Here is an 18,800-nt window from a genome sequence, read left to right as displayed (position 1 = left end):
CCACCTCGAAGTGAATCTGTAATACCCAACCCACTTGTTCACTCCTATACTGCGGGCATGCAGTCGACGACCGTCAGACGTGCGGCCGGGCAGGACGCCGAGCCGCTGACCGCCCTGGTCCAGGGCTCAAGCGCCTACCAGGGGCAGTACGCCCCCATGGTGTCGGGCTACCGGGTCACCGCCGACTACCTCGCTCGGCACGAGGTGTTCACGGCCGTCGACCCGGCCGGGCACCTCCTGGGCTTCTACGCCCTGGTGCTCGAACCGCCGGAGCTGGACCTGATGTTCGTCGCGGACACCGCGCAGGGGTCGGGCGTCGGACGCCTTCTGGTCGCGCACATGAAGGAACGGGCCGCGGCGGCCGGGTTGAGCCACGTGCGCGTCGTCTCCCACCCCCCGGCGGAGACGTTCTACCGCCGCCTGGGAGCGGAGCGCGTGGGAACCGTCGCTCCGCTGCTGCCGAAGGTCACCTGGGAGCGGCCCGAGCTGCGGTTCGCCGTCGCCGCTCCGTGAAGCGCGGCCCCCTGCGGCAGGCGTCGCGGACCCCGTGGCGCCGACGGCCCGTCAGCGGTAGGCCGCCACCGCGCTGACGTACAGCGCGCAGGCGCTTCCGGTGGCTCCGCCGCCGATGAGGAGGGCGTGCGCCACCGGCGTGCCGCCGCGCCAGGCGGCCAGGGCGGCCGCGCCGCCGAAGTGGAGCGCCGCGGAGAAGGCCAGCAGGAGCGCGAGGAGTTGGGTGGCGGTCATCGGGTGGTCCTTCCGTCGGCGCCCCCGTCTGACGGGGCGCGGTCGGCAGCACGCTGCGCGTCCGACGGCGTGTCCGGCTGCCCTCCGCGCGGAATCAGCCGTCCCGGCTGCGCTCCCGCTGGTGGGGAGCCTAGGCTTCGGGCATCCGGTGGTGGCTGTTCGCGACGGCCCGGCCGGTCGGTGACGGCAACGGCGGGATGAGGCGGGCCGGTTGGAGGACGTGTTCGCACGGTTGCGCCGGGTCGGCGCGCTCAAGCGCGGCCGACTCCACGGCGAGCCCTCGGACCGTCGGCTCGCCCGAGCCGCCGGGGTGTCGCACGGGACACCGGGTGCGTGGCTCGACGGGCGGCAGCTTCCGCAGCGCGTCGATCCGCTCCTCGCCGTCCTCGACGAGATCCGGACGGAGGCCGCCCGCAGAGGACTCCTCGCGACGCGGGCCGACGCCCTCGGGGCGGACACCGTCGGCGAGTTGCTCGATGAGCAGCGGTGGCGCGCCGCCTTCGAAGCCGAGCGCGAGCACCGCAACGAGCGTTCCCGCCTCGAGGCGGAGCGCCAGCGGGCGCGCGCCGCACTGGAGCGTGACGGGCTGCGGGCCCGCCAGGCGGCCCTCGCGGACCGGCCCCGCCCGGTACGTCAGTGGCCCGCAGGACGGCTGGGCGTCCACCCGGCCATCCCCGGCCGCGCCCCCGTCCCCGGCCGCAGCGCGGCCCCCGCCGCCGACCACGCCCACGCCCACGCCCACGCCCACGGCAACATCAACAGCCCGGGCGCCGACGACAGCCGATTCGTCCTGCCCCGTTACGTGCCCCGCCCGCACGACGCACGGCTGCGGCGCCTCCTCGCCCCGGCCGTCGCCGACGGGGCTCCCCCGATCTTCGTGGTGGTGCAGGGACCGTCGTGCACGGGAAAGACCCGCACCGCCTACGAAGCCCTCCATGAGGCCGTCCCGGAAGGCTTCGACCTGCTCTTCCCCGCCGACACCGACAGCCTCCTGGCCACCCTCGCGGCGGACGCGCTGCCGCCACGGACCGTGCTGTGGCTCAACGAGGCCCAGCACTACCTCACCGACCCCCAGGGCGAAGCCGCGGCGGCCGCGCTGCTCCGCAGGCTCGACGGCGAGGGCCCGCTCGTCGTCATCGCCACGCTGTGGCCCGAGCACGCGGAGGCGCTCACCCGCCCGGTGTCGCACTCCGGGGACGCCCACCGCCACGCCCGGGCCCTGCTCTCCCAGGCCCACTGGGTGGACCTGCCACGGACGTTCGCGACGGACCTGGACGCGGCCCGGGCCGCCGCGGCCGAAGACGCCTCGCTCGCCGAAGCCGTGGCGGCCGGTGCCGCCGAGCTGACCCAGGTGCTCGCCGCGGGCCCGGACCTCGTGCGCCACTACGAGCGGGCCGCGGGCCCCCACGGCCCGTACGGCAGCGCGCTGATCAGCGCGGCCATGGACGCCCACCGGCTCGGCGGGGTCGGCCCCCTCCCGCTCGCCTTCCTCGAGGCGGCGGCCGTCGGCTACCTCACCGACGCCGAGCGCGCCGCCGCCCGCCCCGACTGGTTCGGCCAGGCCCTGGCCCGTGCCCGCACCCTGGTCAAGCACACCACCAGCCCCTTGCAGGACGTCCCCCACCCGACCGGCATGGGACGGCTGCCCGGCACGGCGCGCCTCGCGGACTACCTCCAGCACCACGGCCGCCACGCCCGCCGGTTCCGCTGCCCGCCGGACTCCTTCTGGCGCGCGGCGCACGAGCACCTCACCCACCCCGAAGAACTGCTCCGCCTCGGTGACGCGGCCCGGTGGCGGGCCCGGTACGCCCACGCCGTGCGGCTGTACGGCGCCGCGGCCGACGCCGGGGAGTCGTACGCCCTGATCCGCATCGGGCAGATGCGGGAGGACAACCTGGACATGGAGGAGGCCCAGAGGCTCTACCGCCTGGCCGTCGACGCCGGGAACCCCGACGGCCTCCTCCATCTGGCGGCCCTGTGGGAGGACGCGTGGTGCTGGGAGGAAGCCGAAGGGCTCTATCTGCGGGCCTCGGCAGCGGGAGTCGAGGACGCCCTCGCCTACGCGGGCCTGATGTGGGACGGGGCGGGTGAGCCCGCCAAGGCGTGGGCCGCGTACGAACGGGCCCTTCGGTCGGGCCACACCGACGTGCTCATCTTCATGGCGCAGTCACGGTGGCGCGAAGGCGCGCCGGAGCAGGCGGCCGAGCTCTACCGGCGCGCCGCCGACGCCGGGCACACGGACGCGCTCCACCAACTCGTGTGCCTGTGGGAGGAGACCGGACAGCAGGAGCAAGCGGACCGGCAGCTGCGCCGGTTCGCCGAGGAGGGCGACACCTCGGCGTTGCTCGGCGTGGCCCACATGCTGGGCGAGTCGGGTCGGCCGCAGCGCGCGGAACAGCTGTATCTCCGCGCCGCTTCGGCGGGCGACGACCAGGCCTGGTACCTGCGCGCCTTCATGTGGAAGAAGGCCGGCGACCGGGCGAAGGCCGAGTCGTCCTTCCGGGCGGCCGTGGAGTCGGGGGACCTCGCCGCGCTCCTCCAGCTGGCCCGCATGCGGGAAGCGGCCGGGGACGTCACCGGCGCCGAGGCCCTCTACCGGCAGGCCGTCGACGCCGAGGCCGACAGCGAGGCCATGCTGTGCCTGGCCCGGCTCCAGGAAGCGGCAGGCGATCGTGCACGTGCCGAACGGCTGTACCTCATGGCGGCCGACAGCGGTGACGTCCGCGTGGCCTCAGCCGTGCTCGCGCTGGCTCGGCTGCGGGGTGCGGAGGAGGAGACGTATCTGCGGTTCGGCCTGGCGGCCGACGGCTCCGCGAGCGACCCGTGGGAATGGCCGCTGACGCCTGGGCCCGCCCCAGCCGCCTCCGTCCGCGCGCCCGTGGCCAACCACCCCGCCCCACCCTGTGATTGACGTCCGCCGCAGCCTGCGATAGGAACTCCGGACACACCATTGACAGCGTTGTCATCACTGCGGTGCAAGGAGAGACGGCCATGGAACAGAGACCGACGGCGGCGACCGTTGAGCGACGCGCTTTCCTGAAGATGCTCGGCGCCGCGGGGGTGACCGTGGGCCTGGCAGGGACGGTGTCGCTCGCCGGGGCGGCCGGGGTCGCGTACGCCGCCGAGGAGGGCCGGGCCCGCGCGCCCCACCAGCCGTACATGCACGGGTACAACGCGGCCGGGCTCAAGTCCTGGACCCCCGCGTCGGATCCGTTCGCGCGGTACTTCCGCTCGCGGGTGCCGCTCGCCTCCCGCATCGCCCCCTTCGCCGCGACGCAGGCGCGCCCCGCCCTGGCCTCCGAGGCCCAGGTCATGAACATGTCCTACGACTACGACAACGCCTTCTTCACGGCCTACCGCCACAACGACCAGTACGCGCGCAGGCTGCTGAGGTTCTGGCAGTACAGCGACCTGTACAGCTCCTGGCACGGCATGCCGGTGGCGGGCTCGTCCACGACCGACCCCGAGCACGGCCTCATCAACCTCCCCAACCCCGCGTACACCGACGCCGCACACCGCAACGGCGTCAAGTCGCTCGCGGGGTGGTTCTGGCCGCGGAACGGGTCCTTCTCCGCCTATCTGGAGCAGCGCTCCGACGGTTCGTTCCCCGTCGCCGACAAGCTCCTGGAGATGGCCGACTACTTCGGGTTCGACGGCTACTTCATCAATCAAGAGGCGTCCATATCCAGCGCGGACGCGACGCGGTTGATGGCGTTCCTGAAGTATCTGCGGGCCAAGGCCCCGGCGGGGTTCCACCTCCAGTGGTACGACTCGCTCACCACGAGCGGTCAGCTCGCCTACCAGAACCAGTTCAACGACGCCAACGCCCCCTGGGTGCGGCACCAGGGCACCCCCGTCAACAACAGCATCTTCATCAACTACGCCTGGAACGTATCGCGGGTGGCCGCGTCGGTCGCCACCGCGAAGCGGCTCGGCATGAAGGTCCACGACGTGGTGTACCTCGGCACCGAGAACGAGAAGTACGGCTTCAACCCGCCCTACGACACCCGGCTCGTGTTCCCCGAAGGCGGCCGCGCGCAGACGAGTTGGGCCCTGTTCGGCACGCACATGGCCTGGGCGAACAACCCCGATCGCGGCGACCCGGACAAGCAGCAGAACACCTTCGTGCGCGAGCGGCGCTACTGGTCGGGCCCCAACGAGGATCCCACCCGCACCGGCAGGACCGAGTACGTCCCCTGGCCCGACAACGGCCGCCCCAACGACCCCGACAACCACCGCAAGTGGGACGGTGTCGCGCACTACATCGCCGAGCGGTCGGTGATCGGCGCCTTCCCCTTCGTCACCCGCTTCAACACCGGGCACGGCCGGGCGTTCTTCCTCGACGGAGTGCGCCGCTCCGACCGCGAGTGGAACAACGCGGGGGCCCAGGACCTGCTGCCCACCTGGCAGTGGTGGGTGCGCGGCGAGGGCGACGGCACCCCCGCCACCGTCGACTACGACCCGACGACGGCGTACGACGGCGGCTCCTCCCTCCTGATCTCGGCCGCGCGCGGCTCCGCCCGCGCCACCACCGTCCGGCTCTTCAAGACGGGGCTGCGCGTCACGGGCGGCGAGAGCGCCCGCCTGGTGTTCCGCACCGACCGGCCGGGCCAGGACAGCGGTCTCGAACTGGGGCTCGTCTTCGAGGACGCCCCGGACCGCACGTCGTGGCTCGCTGCCGGTCGCGCGGCGGCCTCCGGCTGGACCACGGTCACGCTGCCGCTGGACGCCTTCCGGGGCCGGACCGTCGCGGCGCTGCACCTGCGCGTCTCGCCTCCGGCCGGGGACGCGTGCCGCCTCAACCTCGGAGAGCTGGCCCTGCTCCCCGCAGGCCCTTCCCAGCCCCCCGCTCGGCCCACCGGCTTCACGGTCGAGAAGGCCCACCCGGACGCGGCACGCACCACGGCCGAGGCCTTCCTCGCCTGGGACTTCGCGGACTCGGGCGTCTGGTACTACGACGTGTGGCGGCTGCGCGCCGACGGCACGCCGGAGCCCCTCGGCCGCGTCTACGACGACGTCCACTACGTCAAGTCCCTGACCCGCGAGGGCACCGAGACGACCACCACCTTGGCCTTGGTGGCCGTGTCCCCGGACGGCACCCGCTCAGCACCGGCCACCGCGCGGGTGACGTGGGGCTAGCAGTGACGCGCCCGGCGCGAGGCCTCGACAGGCGGGGGCCTCGCGCCGGGCACGTACGCGTGCGGCCGCGGGTCAGTGGCGGCCGGGCCGCAGCCCTGGCCGGCATGTGCTCGCGATGAGTCGAGCCGGTGATGTCACGCTCAGCACTCCTGGATGCACTACTTGGTGTATCGGGTGCTGCGCACCGTGGATCGGCTGCACGGATGGAGACCTTGCCGTGAGGGAACTTGCTTTGAGCGGTGTGCTCGCTGCGCTGGTCGGCGCGGCCGTGCGTCTTCTGCATCAGTGGATCAGATGCCGCACTGTCGTACGACTGACCCGGCTGCACCAGCAGGGCACGAGCGAGCGAGCCCGGCGCCTCCCCGCAGGAAGCCGCATGACAGAGCGCCTGGCGGGGCGGGAAACCACCATCGAGATCGGCACACCCCACTCCGGCGGCAGCCGTGGATGAGCCAACGACCGTCGACAACACGGTGGCCAAGAGGGTTCCCAAACACGCCCCGCGGCGGCCCACCGAGGGAGCGCGACTCCTGGGGAACCGGGCCGAGTTCGCGCTGTTCTACTACCGGCACGTGACGGCCCTGATCCGGTTCGTGATGCGGCTGGGCGCCACTCCCCACGAAGCAGCCGACGCCGTCCACACCGCCTTCACCGAGGCCTTTCCGCGCTGGGCGGAGATCACCGCGCCGCACGCCTGGCTGCGCACCGTCTCAGCGCGCAGCTACCTTCGTCAGACGACACGGCGGGAACGCCCCACCGCTCTGTTGCCGGATCTGCCCGGCGACTCCTCCCCGTTCGAGGCCGTCACCCTCAGAGAGGAAGAACAGCGCGTCTACACCGCCTTGGCCTCACTGCCCCCGCGGCAACGACACGTCATGGCCTGGCACCTCGACGGCTTCACCCATGGAGAGATCGCCAGCGCACTGGAGATCACGCCGGCGGCGGTCCGCCAGAACTACGCCCGCGCCCGAGCGGCGCTGAAGCACTCCCTCGGCCTGGCCTCCAAGGAGCGGCGATGACCGACCACACCCCTGGCAACGAGTACGCCAGCGACGACGCCCTGCTCGATGAGCTCCTCACCCGTGCCGAGGACGGCGTACTGGCCGCGTTGTCCTCCCGCGTCGACCCGGACTCGGGATTGGCGGACATCTTCCTCCGGCACCCCCTGCGACGCACCTCAAGGCGCACCCAACGCCGCACAGCACGGCAGGCCCCCGCGGGGCAGGCCCAGGAAACACAGCGCCCCTGACCCCCGGCGCCCGCACGCGGGACTCGCATCACCCGCGTGCGGGCGCCGCGACCGCACCGCCCGGGTCAGGACGGGTCGGGCTTGACGGCGAAGGCGTCGAAGATGTCCCAGACGTCGACCCAGACGACCCAGGTCGGGTATCCCGTCCATCCTCCGCGGACGATTCCGTTGAGCTCGCGGGAGTCGGGGGGATGGTGATCACGGGGCCGCCGCTGGCGCCGCCGCGTGCGGCCGTGGCGCCGTCCTTCTGGACTCCGACCGTCGTGATGACCCCGCCGTGGTCGAACTCCACGTTCGTCACGCGGATGCCGCAGACCACCTTGGGGTTGTAACCCAGCTGGCAGACTTCGTCGTTGACGATGTTGCTGCGTACGCCGTTGAGGTAGCGCGTGTAGCCGGTCGCGTGGAGGCCGTCCCAGGTGTTGCGGTACGTCGGTACTTCGATGAAGGCGGCGTCCGCCTGCGGGAGCACCCGCCAGACGTCGCCCACGTAGCGACCGCCGTTGGTGCGGACATCGGCACCCTGGGCGTAGCAGTGGCCCGCGGTCACCAGCCACTGCCGGCCGTCCCAGATGCTGACCGCGGGGATGCCGGACGTGCAGTGCGACTCCGGCGAGGTGCCGTCCACCGAGTGCCCGATGCCCTGGATCTCGAAGGGCATCCTGGTTCGGAGGCTCTTGAGGCGGTTGATGTGCCGGAGGAGTTCCGTACGGCTCGACGGCGCGCTCTTGACCTCGACGAGCCCGAGGTCGGCCTTCGGCGCGTGCCGCTTCACCTGGGCCGGGAACGCGTCCTTGCGCCGTAAGCCACCGTGCATGTCCCCCTCCACGGGTCACTGCTGTGCCCCCACAGGGGAATGGCTCTGCCGAACTCGGCAACGGACGCCAACAGCACCGGAATTCACAGGAACAGCAGGAGCACACGGCTGGCCGGATGCGGCACACGGAACGACCGGCTCCCGCGCGGCGGTGTGGCACGGGGTGCCGCTGGGGTGCGTGCAGCGGCCGCCACCCGCGCGGGCGGCGGCCCGGACCGGCTCCCCGCCGCGGCGGGCGGAGACTGGGCCCCCGCACGCCCGAGCTCCGGCGCGACACGTTCCCGTACGGCCCCGACAGACCCTTCATCACGGTGAATTAGCGGCGATCCGACCCTTCACCACTTCTACACTGATGTAGATTCCTTCGCGATCTCCCTCCGGAAGGAGCCCTCGGCGCGACGCCTTCGCCGAGGGCCGGACGCGGGCACGTCGAAGGAAGAAGCCATTGCCTCACGCCGAGATGTCGGAGAGCTCCGCCGCCCTTGAGCGCACCCTCGAACAGGCCCTGCGGTCCCGCGAGTTCAGGGACGCGGCAGGCCGAAGCGACCACGTCCCGAACGCCGTACAGCTCCGTACGCGCGCCCGCGGGGCCCGCCGCGCGATCCTGGCGAAAGCGGACGAGGAGTACTCCCGCTACCTGCGGGCGCGGGCCGCGGCCGCTCCCCACCGGCCCCGCAGGCGCTGTGGCGGCGCGGCGTGCCGGACCGGCGGCGGCGCCGCGCTCCTCTCCACGCTCGTACCGGTGCTCTCGGCCGTCACCGCCGAGGTGCTGCTCCTCACCGGATTAGCCCTGGCCGCCTTCACCGAACGGCAGTACCTCCCGGAGGCCTTCATGACCGTGGGCCTCATCGCCGCGACCGTGGCCGTGGGGTCGGCCCTGCCGGACCTCGCCCGACTGTCCGCCCGCGCGCGGCATCGGCACCCGGGACCGGCGGCCACCGGTCGGCGCACCCCCGACGGCACCATCGAACAGGCCCGTGCCGCCTGGCACATGGCCCTCCTGGAGCGGGGTGTCATGCCGTTCCTCCTCGGCTGCCTGACCGAGGTGCGGCCCGAGGACACGGGCTAATCGGACGAAGTGCGATACCTGCTGGTGGGACGCAACCCCGGCGGGCCGACCGGCGTCCTTGCCGAAGGACGACGCACACCAGCGCGCCGCGACAAGCGATGGAGGATGAGCAGTGGGTGTTTCCCTGTCCAAGGGTGGCAACGTTTCGCTGAGCAAGGAGGCGCCCGGTCTGACCGCCGTACTGGTCGGCCTCGGCTGGGACGTGCGGACCACGACGGGTACCGACTACGACCTCGACGCATCGGCTCTGCTGTGCGACGACTCCGGCAAGGTGATCTCCGACCAGCACTTCGTCTTCTACAACAACCTCACGAGCCCCGACGGCTCCGTCGAGCACACCGGTGACAACCTCACCGGCGAGGGCGAGGGCGACGACGAGGCCGTCAAGGTCAACCTGGCCGCCGTCCCGGCCGACATCACCAAGATCGTCTTCCCGGTCTCCATTCACGACGCCGAGAACCGCGGCCAGAGCTTCGGCCAGGTCCGCAACGCCTTCATCCGCGTCGTCAACCAGGCCGACAACCAGGAGATCGCCCGCTACGACCTCTCCGAGGACGCCTCCACCGAGACCGCCATGGTCTTCGGCGAGCTCTACCGCCACGGCACCGAATGGAAGTTCCGCGCCGTCGGCCAGGGCTACGCCTCCGGCCTGCGCGGCATCGCCTCGGACTTCGGCGTCAACGTCTGACCCCAGGCCGTAGCACAACACCCCGGACCGGCCCACGCGCACCCCGCGCGGGCCGGTCCACGTGTGGGCGGCCCCAGCGGCCCCAGCGGCCGGCAGCTGGCGGGGGAACTCGGGCACGATGACAATCGTTGCACTGGCACACACCCCAGCACGAGGAGCCACCCCTTGTCCGCAAGGCCGACGGCCCCCCCGGGGCACTGTCCCGGACCATCCCGCCCCACCTCGGCCGCCGCCCACCAGCCGGTCGCCCCGGCCGACCGCGGCACCCCGCGGGATGGTGTTCGATGAGTGCCGCGCTGGGCCTGCTCGCCGTCCTCGTCCTGACGGCGGGCACCGGCTATTTCGTCGCCCAGGAATTCGCATACGTCTCCGCGGACCGGCTCGCACTCGCCCGGGAGGCCGCGGCGGGCGACCGCCGCGCCGCCCGCGCCCTGGAGGTGCTCGAGCGGCTCTCCTTCATGCTGTCGGGCGCACAGCTCGGCATCACCGTGACCGGCCTGATCGTCGGCTTCCTCGCCGAGCCGTCCGTGTCCGCCCTGCTCAAGCCGCTCCTGACCGGCATCGGCATCCCTGACGGCGCCGTCACCGGCATCTCCGTCACCCTCGCCTTCGTGCTCGCCACCGTCATCCAGATGGTCCTCGGCGAGCTCGCGCCGAAGAACCTCGCCCTCGCCGTCCCCGAGCGCCTCGCCAAGTCCCTCGCCGCCTCCACCCTCGCCTATCTGAAGGTCGTCGGCCCCATCGTGCGGATCTTCGACGGCGCCGCGAACCGACTGCTGCGCCGCGTGGGCATCGAGCCCGTCGAAGAGCTGCACCATGGCGCCACACTCGAAGAGCTCGGCCACCTCATCGGCGAATCCCACGAGCGGGGCGAGCTGCCCGAGGACACCGCCGCCCTCCTCGACCGCGCCCTGGACTTCTCCGAGCGCACCCTCGGCGAAGTCCTGGTACCGCGCGTCGACGCCGTCTTCGTCCGCAAAGACGCCGGTGCCACCGAGGCCATCGGACTCATCGCCCGGCACGGCCACTCCAACTACCCGGTGCTCGGCGACCACCCCGACGACGTCACCGGTGTCCTGGGCGTGCGCGAGCTGATGCGGACCCCCGCCGGCCGCCTCCCGGAAGCCACCGCCCACACCCTCGCCCGCCCCGCCCTGCTGCTCCCGGAGACCCTCGAACTGCCCGACGCCGTACGGCAGATGCGCGAGCGCGGCGACGAGTTCGCCGTCGTCCTCGACGAGCACGGCGGCGTCGCGGGCATCGTCACGTACGAGGACATCGCCGAGGAACTCGTCGGGGACATCGCCGACGAGACCGACCACGTGGTGCGCGTGGCCGTCCGCGACGGCCACGGCTGGCTCGTGGACGCGGGCCGACGGCTCGACGAGGTCGCCGACGCCACCGGCATCCATTTGCCCGAGGAGGACGACTACGACACCGTGGCCGGTCTCGTCGTCGACCGCCTCGGACGGTTCCCCGCCATCGGAGACCACCTCACCCTGCCCCTGCCCGACGGCGCCACCGTGGCCGTCGACGTCCGCACCCTGGACCGGCACGTCCCCGAGCGCGTGCGCCTGGAACTGCGGCCCGCACCCGCCACGGGCACCGACGAACAGGCCCGCCCCGAGGAGACCCGCCCATGAGCTTCCCCATGGCGCTGTTCGTCACCGTGCTGCTGCTGATCGGCAGCGGATTCTTCGTCGCCGCCGAGTTCGCCCTCGTCGCCGCCCGCCGCCACCGCGTGGAGAAGGCCGCCGCCGAAGGCCGGCGCGGAGCCCAGGCCGTGCTCGCCGGAATGCGCGAGCTGTCCCTCATGCTGGCGGGCGCACAGCTCGGCATCACCGTCTGCACCCTGGGTCTCGGCTCCGTCTCCAAACCCGCCATCTCCCACGAGCTCGACCCGCTGCTGCACCGCATCGGCCTGCCCAGCGGCGTCAGCTACGGCGTCTCCTTCGCCCTCGCGATGATCATCGTGGTGTTCCTGCACATGGTGATCGGCGAGATGGCACCCAAATCCTGGGCCATCGCCCACCCCGAGCGCTCCGCGATGCTGCTCACCCCCGCCTTCCGTACGACGGTCAAGGCCGTGCGCCCGCTCATCTGGATCCTGAACAAGGTCAGCAACGCCCTGGTGCGCCTGTGCCGGGTCGAGCCGCGCGACGAGCTGACGTCCGTGCACAACCGCGAGCAGCTCACCCACCTCGTCGCGGAGTCCCAGCGCCTCGGCCTGATCAGCCGCGACGACTCCGAGCTGATCACCCGCTCCCTGACCGAGCCGCTGACCCCGGTGGGCGACCTCCAGACCCCGGCCGCCGCCATCACCGCCGTCGACGCCACGGCGACCCCCGAGGACGTGCTGCGCGTCGCCTCCGCGCACGACCGGACCCGGCTGCTCGTGCGCGACGGCGCCCGGGTCCTCGGCTCCGTGCACGCGCGCGACGCCCTCGTCGCCCAGGCCCGGGGACGGGGCACCAGCGCACGGGAGCTGGCCCGCCCGCTGCCCGAGCTGTCGGCGGACACCACGCTCGCCCACGCGGTCGAACAGCTCCGCCAGCGGCGCGCCTCCCTGGCCGTGGTCTGCGACGACTCCGGCCGCCTGACCGGCCTCGTCACCCTGGACGACCTGCTGGCCCGCTACCTCCAGCCGAAGCCGCCCTGACCGGCGACGACGACGCGCCACAGCGCACACCGCGACTCCGGCCCGTCCCCGTACGGAGTACCGCACCCGGGATTCCGGTGCCCGCGCGCGGGCAGGTGTGCCACGATGCCGGGACTCAGTAGCTCAACGGGGAGCCTGGGAAGGATGGTTCGTGCGTGCCAACCCGCTGAGCGCGTGGCTCACCCTCGGCCACGGCGCCCCCACACAGGACAGCGAGGCGGTGCGGCTGACGGCCCTGGCGCCCCCGGACCCGCACGCGCCCTCCACCATCGCCCTGCACCTGGAGCGGGGCCTCCTCATCGGCCAGGTCGACTTCCGCCTCTGCCACACCTGCCGCACGGGCCGCGTCCAACAGATCTGGATCAACGAGACCTGGCAACGCCAAGGGCTCGGCAGACAGGCCCTCCACACCGCCCTCGCCCAGGCGCCCGGCTACCGCTGGAGCACGACGACGCAGTCCCGCCAGGGACGCGCCTTCTTCCGCGCCATGACCGAGGAGACCGGCGTGGAACTCTGCTCCCGACCCCCTCCCTGCGCCCACCTCACAGGCCGCTGCCGACGGCTGTGGCGCCTGCTCCGCCGCGCGTGGCGGTGAACCCCCTTCCCCGGAGACGGGCTCGGGAGCCGTAGCCGTAGCCGTCGGTCAGCCCGTCGACTCCTCGGGGTCGGGATGCTCCGGATGCACGGTGTCGGAGCGTTCCTCTCCGCTCCGCCGGGCCCCGGACTCGTCCGGGCTCGGCACGTCCTCGCGGTCCACGTGATCCCGGTCGTCCTCCAGCGGATCGTCTCCGGCACCGGCCTGCTGATCGGGAAGGTCTCGCGGAATGGGCTGCTCGCTCTCACCCGGAGTTTCGTTCCTGCGCTCGGTCACGTCACGCTCCTCTTCCGACGGCTCGGCACCTTCGTACGCCCCGGTGGACGTCTGCACGAGGTACCGCGCCGAGAGCCACCGAAACCCCCGCCTGCGCGTATTCTCTCTACAGCCCTGTAGAGCAGGGCTTCTGACGGATACTCACAGGTACTCAGGTGAAGGAGTGAACGCCGCGATGGTGTTCAAACGACTGCTCGGCTCGCTCGGCGTGGGCGGCCCCTCGGTGGACACGGTGCTGGAGCCCGGTGCGGCACGGCCCGGCGGACCGGTGCGCGGGCAGGTCCACCTCCAGGGCGGCAAGGCGGACTTCGACATCGAGCACATCACGCTGGAGCTGGTGGCCCGGGTGGAGGCCGAGCACGAGGGCGGGGAGCACGAAGGCTTCGTGGTGTTCGACCGGAGCACGGTCGGAGGCGGCTTCCGGCTCGGCGAGGGGCAGCACCACAGCGTGCCCTTCTCCCTGGCCCTGCCGTGGGAGACACCCGTCACGGAGCTGTACGGCCAGAACCTGGGCATCGTGCTCGGCGTGCGGACCGAGCTGGCCGTGGCGGGCGGCAAGGACAAGGGCGACCTGGACGCGCTCGCCGTGGGCCCGCTGCCGGTCCAGGAGGCGGTCCTCGAAGCGTTCGGGCAGCTCGGCTTCGGCTTCAGGTCCGCCGATCTGGAGCTGGGTCACATCGGCGGCACCGGCCAGCAGCTCCCCTTCTACCAGGAGCTCGAACTGACCCCCGCCCCGCAGTACGCCCAGGCGGTCAACGAGATCGAGGTGACCTTCCTCGCCCACCCCGGCGGCATGGAGGTGGTCCTCGAGGCCGACAAGCGCGGCGGGTTCCTCACCTCCGGGCACGACGCGGTCACCCGCTTCACCGTCGGCCACGACGGCGTCGAGCACCAGGACTGGAACGCGGTCGTGGACGGCTGGGTGCGGCAACTCGTCGAGCACCGGGCCTCGTACGGGAGCCACTCCTTCCACGACGCCCACGCCTCCCGTGGCTTCCACGACAGCGGCCACGGCCACGGCCACGGCGCGCAGCACCGCTCGGGTCCGGGCATGGGCACCGTCGTCGCCGCGGGAGCCGCCGGGCTGGCGGTCGGTGTCGTCGGCGGCATGGTCGCGGCCGAAGTCGTGGACGAGGTCGGGGACTTCTTCGAGGGGGACGAGGACGGGGAAGGGTGACGAGCGCCCGCCGGGGGAGGACCCGGCGCGGGGCCGCGCCGGGTCCTCCCCCGGCGGCGTAGCCCCGCCTGTCACAGGGGCGTGGCCGCGTGCAGGATCAGCACCATCGTCACCGTCGAGTTCGCCGAGGACATGGCCGAGGCCACCGTCCCCACCGCCGCCGTCCACGCGGCGAGCCCGACGGAGGTGAAGACCGAGGGCCAGCTGCGGGCCGTGGGCGCCGGGCGCAGCAGGGCCGCGACCCGGCGCGGGACCGGCCCCGGGGCGGCGAGCCCGGCGAGGGTCGGGGCCGGGGCGCCCTTGGAGACCAGCGCGGCCTTGCCGATGGCGAGCGCCACGGACCTGCGGTCGCCCACCGCTTGGGCGGCTTCCTCGTCGGCCCACCGCTCGGTGGTGTACGAGACGGTCGTCCGCAGCGGGCGCAGGAAGGGGTTGGCGCGGGCGGCCAGCTGCACCGCGAGCAGATGCCGGTGGTGCCGGGCGGCGAGGTGGGCCCGTTCATGGGCGAACAGGGCCCGGCGCTGCGGCGCCTGGAGGCAGGACAGCAGGCCTCGGGACACCACGATCCGGTCGCGCGCCCTGCCGCCGGGCAGCGCGTACGCGTACGGAACGCGGTCGTCCAGGACCACGACGGTCGCACCGGGGGCGCCGGTCAGCGCGCGGTGGGCGCGGCGGCGCACCCGGCGGTGCCGCCACAGGGTGCGTCCGCATCCCGTGGCCACCACGAGGAGGACCGGGATGGCCAGCTTGCCGACGACCTCCTCACCGGGGACGGCCTCGCGCACCTCGGGATCCGACCAGCCGTCGGGCAGCGGGTTGCCGGGCAGCTGCGCCGTGCCCACCACCATCAGCAGGCCCAGGCTGACCGTGCTGCAGGTCGCCATCACCACGGCCACGCCGGTGAGCAGCCGGGTGGCGAGACGCGGGTGCAGCCGCTGCTCGGCGAGGCGCGCCACCGGCCAGGCCGTCAGCGGAAGCACCAGCGGCAGAAAAATGAAGACCCCCATCAGGCGTCAGTCTTCCCGCCCCGTCTCGGCGTCGCGCAGCAGGTCCCGCAACACCCGTTCGTCCGCGGCCGACAGGGTCGTGACGAAGCTGGCGAGGACCGCTTCGCGGTCCTGCTCCCCGTCGAGCACCTTGCGCATCTTGTGCGCGGCGAGCCCGGCCTCGTCCGATGCGGGGGTCCACACGAACGACCGGCCCGCGCGCTCCCTGGTCACCGCCCCCTTGGCGAGCAGCCGGGTGAGGATCGTGATCACGGTGGTGTACGCGAGGTCGCCGCCGAGGCGGTCCTTGACCCAGGCCGCGCTGACCGCCTCCCCGGCCTCGCGGAGCGAGGACAGGACGAGCAGTTCCAGCTCGCCCTGCCCGCGCCGCCGGTGTCGCGCCGCGGGTCGACCGCGTCCGCCGTCCGCCATGCTGAGCTCCCTTCGGCCCCGGGCCCCGTATGCGTACCCGTACCCGTCGCTTCCCGAGGCGCGCGCACATCGTACTGACCGGCCGGAGGGGCGAACGGGCCGTCCCGGCCGGATTCCGTCGTGGGGGGTCGCATGCCGCAGCGACCCGCGCTTCTACATTGCTGTAGATTCTTGTTCCCGGGGCCGACCCATCGGTCCTCGGGCCATTCAACTGGGGAGTTGAGCATGGGAGTTTCGCTGTGTGGAGGCGGTTCCGCGCCGGTCTTCGGGGCCTGTGGCTGACAGCGATGCCTCACGACGAGAGGCGCCGGGAGCGCCGTTGCCGCCGGGCCCGCCGGAGACCGGTGTGACCCTTCGTCTGCGCCCGGAGGACCGGGCCGACTTCGCGTGGGTCCTCGCTCTCGCCCTGGACGTCACCGAGATCCGCACCGCCCTCGCCCGGTCCCCGGTCGCGCCCGACACGGCGCGGCTCCGGGCCGGGGCGCTGGCCGAGGCGGACGGGATCGCGGCCGCGGCCGCCGACGAGTACCGGACATATCTGCGCGCACGCGCGGACGTGATGCCGCCGCCCGAGCCCGGTGCCCCGCCCGCCGGGGCGTCGCCGGCCGACCGGGGCGCCGGTGCCCTTCTGCCCGCCCTCGGCGTGCTCACCCCGCTGATCTCGGCGGTCGCGGCCGCCGTGTTCCTGCTCTGCGGGTACGGGCTCCGCCTCGCCACGCCCCGGAGTCAGGCGGCGACGACGCTCGTCACCGCGGGCTGGGTGTGCGCTCTCGTGGCGGCGGTCAGCACCGGCGTCGGGCTCTGCGCCCTGCTGGTCACGGCGGCGCGCGACCGCACGCGGCCGCCGTCCGGCCACCCCCTGCCCGTGCGCAACCCGGCAGCGGAACGGGCCCGTGCCGCCTGGCACCAGGCGCTCCTGGACCGTGGTCTGCTCCCCTACCTGCGCGGACAGCTCACCGTCAGCCCGCCTCCCGCGGACTGACCCCGTACCCCCTCACCGCATCGACGAAAGGCGGCACTTCCATGTCCACTCCCGTGAATCTCAGCAAGGGCCAGCAGATCAGCCTGAACAAGGCCGACGGGGGCGCGCTCACGGCCGTCCGCATGGGGCTCGGCTGGCAGGCCGCGCCCCGCAAGGGCTTCCTGGCGAAGCTCACCGGCAGCCGCGAGATCGACCTCGACGCCTCCGCGGTGCTGTTCAGCGCGGCGGGACAGCCCGTCGACGTGGTCTTCTTCCAGCACCTCGTGAGCGACGACGGCTCCGTGCGCCACACGGGCGACAACCTGGTCGGCGGCGCGGGTCAGGGCGGTGACGACGAGGCGATCCTGGTCGACCTCGCCCGCGTCCCCGCCCACGTCGACCAGATCGTGTTCACCGTCAACTCCTTCACCGGGCAGACGTTCGCCGAGGTGGCGAACGCCTTCTGCCGTCTGATCGACGAGTCGACCGGCCGTGAACTGGCCCGCTACACCCTCACCGGCGGCGGCGGCCACACCGCCCAGATCATGGCGAAGGTCCACCGCACCCCCTCCGGCTGGCAGCTGAAGGCCATCGGCGAGCCCGCGTCGGGGCGCACCTTCCAGGACCTCCTCCCGGCGGTCGCGCAGCACCTGTGAGCCCCGGGGGCTCAGGCGCGCAGCCGTACGGGGAGCTCCTTGTGGCCGTTGGAGATGAAGGAGTCCAGGGGCCGCAGCTCCTCGGCGGGGACGGCGAGTTCGATGGCGGGGAAGCGGTCGAAGAGCGCGCGCAGCGCCGTGGTGACCTCCAGGCGTGCGAGCGGCGCGCCCAGGCAGAAGTGCGCGCCGTGCCCGAAGGCCAGGTGGTCCTTCAGGCCGCGGGTGACGTCGAAGGCGTCGGCGCTCGGGCCGTGCCAGTCGGGGTGGCGGTTGGCCGCCGCGTAGGAGGCGAGGATCGCCTCGCCCGCCGCGATGGTGCCGCCGCCGGGCAGGGGGATGTCGGTCAGGGCGTAGCGCAGGGGCAGGTGGGCGACCGCCGGTTCGTGCCGCAGCGTCTCCTCGACGACGTCGTTCCACCCGGCGCGGCCCGCGCGGACGTGGTCGAGCTGCCCGGGGCGGGTCAGGAGCGCGGTCACGGCCTGGTCGATGACGTTGACGGTGGTCTCGTACCCGGCGCTGATCATCAGCGTCAGGGTGTCGCGCAGTTCGCTGTCGGACAGGCGGCTGCCGTCGCCCTCGTCGTCGCGCACGTCGATGAGCAGGGACGTCATGTCGTCACCGGGAGCGGCCCGCTTGGCGGCGATCAGCTCGTCCACCGTCTCGTACAGGCGGGCGGTGTTGGCGGTGGCCTCCTCCGTGGTGAGGGTGGTGTCGAAGACGCCGTCGACCAGGGCCCGGAAGGCGGGGCGCCGCGCTTCGGGGACGCCCATCAGATGGCCGATGACACTGATCGGCAGCGGATAGGCGAGGTGCTCGCGCAGGTCGACGACCTCGCCGCCGGGCGCCTTCGCCCGGGCGGCCAGGTCGTCGACGAGACGGGTGACGACGTCCTCGACGACCGGAGCGAGCGCGGCGACGCGGCGGGCGCTGAAGGCCGGGGCGATCATGCGCCGCAGCCGCCGGTGGTCGGCTCCGTAGGCGGTGAACATGTTCTCCACCGCGATCCACAGCGCCAGCGGCCAGGTCGCCACGGTCCTCTCGTACGCGGGCCAGTGCGCGCGGGCGTTCTTGGACACGTCGGGGCTGGTGAGCAGCGTCTTGAGCAGGTCGGGGTCGGTGACGGCCCAGGCCGTCACGCCGAGGACGTCCACGCGGACCGCGGGCCCGTGCGCGCGCAGGCGCCGGTCCTCGGTGTGACGCTGGTTTCCGGTCGGGTCGAGCACGATCGGCTGAGCGGTCATACCGGTCTCCTTCGGCGGCGGAAACGAGGCGCAAACCGCCAGGCTATGCCGCCCGGGGCCAGGGGCGCCGCTCCCCCGGCCAGGATGGCCGAGGAAGCGCCCGGCGCC

19 protein-coding genes are annotated in these 18,800 nt (G+C 73.0%); 13 read left to right on the top strand and 6 right to left on the bottom strand.

What is annotated here, in order from left to right; genetic code table 11:
- Positions 1-57: 57 nt before the first annotated feature.
- Positions 58-513 (top strand): GNAT family N-acetyltransferase, encoded by a 456-nt coding sequence (locus AC5WAM_RS39820; protein ID WP_495520652.1) that lies wholly within the window; start codon positions 58-60, stop codon positions 511-513.
- 51 nt (positions 514-564) lie between these two features.
- On the opposite strand, the gene AC5WAM_RS39815 is transcribed toward AC5WAM_RS39820, so the two are convergent.
- Positions 565-747 (bottom strand): hypothetical protein, encoded by a 183-nt coding sequence (locus AC5WAM_RS39815; protein WP_495520651.1) that lies wholly within the window; start codon positions 745-747, stop codon positions 565-567.
- A 220-nt stretch (positions 748-967) separates the two neighbouring features.
- Between AC5WAM_RS39815 and AC5WAM_RS39810 the strand changes: the two genes are divergently transcribed.
- The 4 genes from AC5WAM_RS39810 (at position 968) to AC5WAM_RS39795 (ending at position 7,135) form a co-directional block, all read left to right on the top strand.
- Positions 968-3,658 (top strand): tetratricopeptide repeat protein, encoded by a 2,691-nt coding sequence (locus tag AC5WAM_RS39810; RefSeq protein WP_495520650.1) that lies wholly within the window; start codon positions 968-970, stop codon positions 3,656-3,658.
- An 80-nt stretch (positions 3,659-3,738) separates the two neighbouring features.
- Positions 3,739-5,886, top strand: coding sequence for an endo-beta-N-acetylglucosaminidase (locus tag AC5WAM_RS39805; protein ID WP_495520649.1), 2,148 nt, complete (start codon positions 3,739-3,741; stop codon positions 5,884-5,886).
- Between the two features lie 443 nt (positions 5,887-6,329).
- Complete coding sequence (locus tag AC5WAM_RS39800; RefSeq protein ID WP_495520648.1) at positions 6,330-6,905, top strand: RNA polymerase sigma factor; 576 nt, start codon at positions 6,330-6,332, stop codon at positions 6,903-6,905.
- A complete protein-coding gene (locus tag AC5WAM_RS39795) occupies positions 6,902-7,135 on the top strand; it encodes a hypothetical protein (protein WP_495520647.1) in 234 nt (77 codons plus the stop codon). The genes AC5WAM_RS39800 and AC5WAM_RS39795 overlap by 4 nt, the downstream gene beginning before the upstream one ends.
- A 28-nt stretch (positions 7,136-7,163) precedes the next feature.
- Here AC5WAM_RS39795 and AC5WAM_RS39790 read toward each other — a convergent pair whose 3' ends face one another.
- Positions 7,164-7,952: a chymotrypsin family serine protease gene (locus AC5WAM_RS39790; protein ID WP_495520646.1), complete on the bottom strand. Its 789-nt coding sequence runs from the start codon at positions 7,950-7,952 to the stop codon at positions 7,164-7,166.
- Between the two features lie 445 nt (positions 7,953-8,397).
- Here AC5WAM_RS39790 and AC5WAM_RS39785 point away from each other — a divergent pair, with 445 nt between their 5' ends.
- The 5 genes from AC5WAM_RS39785 (at position 8,398) to AC5WAM_RS39765 (ending at position 12,963) form a co-directional block, all read left to right on the top strand.
- A complete protein-coding gene (locus tag AC5WAM_RS39785) occupies positions 8,398-9,021 on the top strand; it encodes a hypothetical protein (RefSeq protein ID WP_495520645.1) in 624 nt (207 codons plus the stop codon).
- Between the two features lie 112 nt (positions 9,022-9,133).
- The gene (locus tag AC5WAM_RS39780; protein ID WP_495520644.1) at positions 9,134-9,709 is read left to right on the top strand and encodes a TerD family protein; all 576 of its coding nucleotides are present in this window, start codon (positions 9,134-9,136) and stop codon (positions 9,707-9,709) included.
- Positions 9,710-9,993: 284 nt separating this feature from the next.
- Positions 9,994-11,352 (top strand): hemolysin family protein, encoded by a 1,359-nt coding sequence (locus AC5WAM_RS39775; protein ID WP_495520643.1) that lies wholly within the window; start codon positions 9,994-9,996, stop codon positions 11,350-11,352.
- Positions 11,349-12,368: a hemolysin family protein gene (locus tag AC5WAM_RS39770; protein ID WP_366792942.1), complete on the top strand. Its 1,020-nt coding sequence runs from the start codon at positions 11,349-11,351 to the stop codon at positions 12,366-12,368. The genes AC5WAM_RS39775 and AC5WAM_RS39770 overlap by 4 nt, the downstream gene beginning before the upstream one ends.
- Positions 12,369-12,519: 151 nt before the next feature.
- Positions 12,520-12,963, top strand: coding sequence for a GNAT family N-acetyltransferase (locus tag AC5WAM_RS39765; RefSeq protein ID WP_495520642.1), 444 nt, complete (start codon positions 12,520-12,522; stop codon positions 12,961-12,963).
- Between the two features lie 48 nt (positions 12,964-13,011).
- Here AC5WAM_RS39765 and AC5WAM_RS39760 read toward each other — a convergent pair whose 3' ends face one another.
- Positions 13,012-13,239: a hypothetical protein gene (locus AC5WAM_RS39760; protein ID WP_366792940.1), complete on the bottom strand. Its 228-nt coding sequence runs from the start codon at positions 13,237-13,239 to the stop codon at positions 13,012-13,014.
- A 175-nt stretch (positions 13,240-13,414) separates the two neighbouring features.
- Between AC5WAM_RS39760 and AC5WAM_RS39755 the strand changes: the two genes are divergently transcribed.
- Positions 13,415-14,416, top strand: coding sequence for a sporulation protein (locus tag AC5WAM_RS39755; RefSeq protein WP_495520641.1), 1,002 nt, complete (start codon positions 13,415-13,417; stop codon positions 14,414-14,416).
- Between the two features lie 71 nt (positions 14,417-14,487).
- Here AC5WAM_RS39755 and AC5WAM_RS39750 read toward each other — a convergent pair whose 3' ends face one another.
- Both AC5WAM_RS39750 and AC5WAM_RS39745 read right to left on the bottom strand, forming a co-directional pair.
- Complete coding sequence (locus tag AC5WAM_RS39750) at positions 14,488-15,423, bottom strand: M56 family metallopeptidase (protein ID WP_366792938.1); 936 nt, start codon at positions 15,421-15,423, stop codon at positions 14,488-14,490.
- Between the two features lie 6 nt (positions 15,424-15,429).
- Entirely contained in the window at positions 15,430-15,834 is a 405-nt protein-coding gene (locus AC5WAM_RS39745; RefSeq protein WP_366792937.1) for a BlaI/MecI/CopY family transcriptional regulator, read from the bottom strand.
- 346 nt (positions 15,835-16,180) lie between these two features.
- Between AC5WAM_RS39745 and AC5WAM_RS39740 the strand changes: the two genes are divergently transcribed.
- A complete protein-coding gene (locus AC5WAM_RS39740; RefSeq protein WP_366792936.1) occupies positions 16,181-16,816 on the top strand; it encodes a hypothetical protein in 636 nt (211 codons plus the stop codon).
- Between the two features lie 41 nt (positions 16,817-16,857).
- Positions 16,858-17,451: a TerD family protein gene (locus AC5WAM_RS39735; protein WP_495520640.1), complete on the top strand. Its 594-nt coding sequence runs from the start codon at positions 16,858-16,860 to the stop codon at positions 17,449-17,451.
- 11 nt (positions 17,452-17,462) lie between these two features.
- Here AC5WAM_RS39735 and AC5WAM_RS39730 read toward each other — a convergent pair whose 3' ends face one another.
- Positions 17,463-18,692, bottom strand: a complete 1,230-nt coding sequence (locus tag AC5WAM_RS39730) for a cytochrome P450 family protein (RefSeq protein ID WP_495520639.1) — start codon at positions 18,690-18,692, stop codon at positions 17,463-17,465.
- Positions 18,693-18,800: the final 108 nt, after the last annotated feature.

The organism is Streptomyces sp. JLYT201 (assembly GCF_059448825.1).
Note: the sequence above shows the minus strand (reverse complement) of the source record. Positions and strands in the feature narration are given on the sequence as shown.